This window comes from Paraburkholderia sp. NMBU_R16 (assembly GCF_013282575.1).
In the GTDB taxonomy this organism is placed as follows: Bacteria; Pseudomonadota; Gammaproteobacteria; order Burkholderiales; family Burkholderiaceae; genus Trinickia.
Window position 1 is genome coordinate 1 of the sequence record NZ_JAAAYE010000261.1, and the last position, 614, is coordinate 614.

A 614-nucleotide genomic window follows, 5' to 3' on the forward strand; every position below is an offset into this window, starting at 1 on the left:
AACATGCGCCGCGCGTCAATCAACAAACGCTTGTCAGCGTCAATCAACATCGGCATCATCAACCTCGCCGCGACATTCTCATCTTGTTTGTCGCGCGTCTCTCATCCAGATTGTCGCGCCACACACGGCGTCATGATCAGCTCAACCGGGTAGGTCTTGCGGATGCGCCCGCGTGCATCGACCGTGTCCAGCGCGAAATAGCAGGGCCTGTGGAAGTTCAGATACGGATTGAGCGCGTCCTCGTGGAAGCGGTTGATCGCCGCCGCATGCTTCTGCGGGATATGGCTGTAGCCCATGATTTTGCGTACCACCGCGCCGTTCTTGCATTCCGCCAGCGCGTTGTCGTTGGTCTGGCGTGGGCGTGAGCGGGTGAACTCAATGCGTAGTTTCTCGAGCAGGCGGGCCACGTCGTGGTTGATGTACTCGCTGCCGCCGTCGGAATGAAAGCTTCGTACCACGAACGGGAAGCTATCGAGCATCATCGCGAGGCGTTGGTGCATGGAGGCGGAGCAGTGTGCAATGCGCCCCTTTCCCCACAGGTTATGCGGCATGAACCTTACAGCGCACGGAGTTCGGGCGTGCGGCGGCCAGCATGCGGTTGAGCACCGCCACAC

1 protein-coding gene is annotated in these 614 nt (G+C 60.1%); it reads right to left on the bottom strand.

The window, feature by feature from the left end:
- Window positions 1-101: 101 nt before the first annotated feature.
- On the bottom strand, window positions 102-500 hold the full coding sequence (locus GWC77_RS28170) for a hypothetical protein (protein ID WP_254367240.1): 399 nt from the start codon (window positions 498-500) through the stop codon (window positions 102-104).
- Window positions 501-614 lie beyond the last annotated feature (114 nt).

Coding starts and splice junctions, on each gene's coding strand:
- GWC77_RS28170 (WP_254367240.1), bottom strand. CDS start 500: ATGCACCAACGCCTCGCGATGATGCTCGATAGCTTCCCGTTCGTGGTA.